The organism is Metamycoplasma neophronis (genome assembly GCF_006491995.1).
GTDB lineage: Bacteria > Bacillota_I > Bacilli_A > Mycoplasmatales > Metamycoplasmataceae > Metamycoplasma > Metamycoplasma neophronis.
In genome coordinates this window covers 1-526 of record NZ_VHHP01000059.1, presented here as the reverse complement: position 1 = coordinate 526, position 526 = coordinate 1, and the positions used below count along the sequence as shown (strand labels likewise).

The window sequence follows — 526 nt, the reverse complement described above, 5'->3', positions numbered from 1 at the left end:
CAACCATGAGCAAGCTGCCCTTCCTGTCCCGGGCGGCGTTCGCCCGGATTACCACCCCGATCGCCAGGGGACTGCTGCGGGTCGGCCTCACGCCGGACGTCGTCACCATCCTGGGCACCACCGCGTCGGTGGCGGGAGCGCTGACGCTGTTCCCGATGGGCAAGCTGTTCGCGGGTGCGTGTGTGGTGTGGTTCTTCGTGTTGTTCGACATGCTGGACGGGGCGATGGCCCGGGAGCGCGGGGGCGGCACTCGCTTCGGCGCGGTGCTGGACGCCACCTGTGACCGCATCAGTGACGGCGCGGTGTTCTGCGGTCTGCTGTGGTGGATAGCGTTTCACATGCGCGACCGACCGCTGGTGATCGCGACCTTGATCTGTCTGGTCACCTCGCAGGTGATCTCTTACATCAAGGCCCGGGCGGAGGCCAGCGGGCTGCGCGGCGACGGCGGCTTCATCGAACGGCCGGAACGGTTGATCATCGTGCTGACCGGCGCCGGGGTGTCGGACTTCCCGTTTGTGCCCTGGCC

General features: G+C 67.9%; 1 protein-coding gene. It reads left to right on the top strand.

The genetic code is table 4. The features are described from left to right. Positions 1 to 5: 5 nt before the first annotated feature. Positions 6 to 526: phosphatidylinositol phosphate synthase (pgsA1, locus tag FJR74_RS08520; RefSeq protein WP_140915080.1), on the top strand; the 521-nt coding region annotated here is incomplete at its 3' end.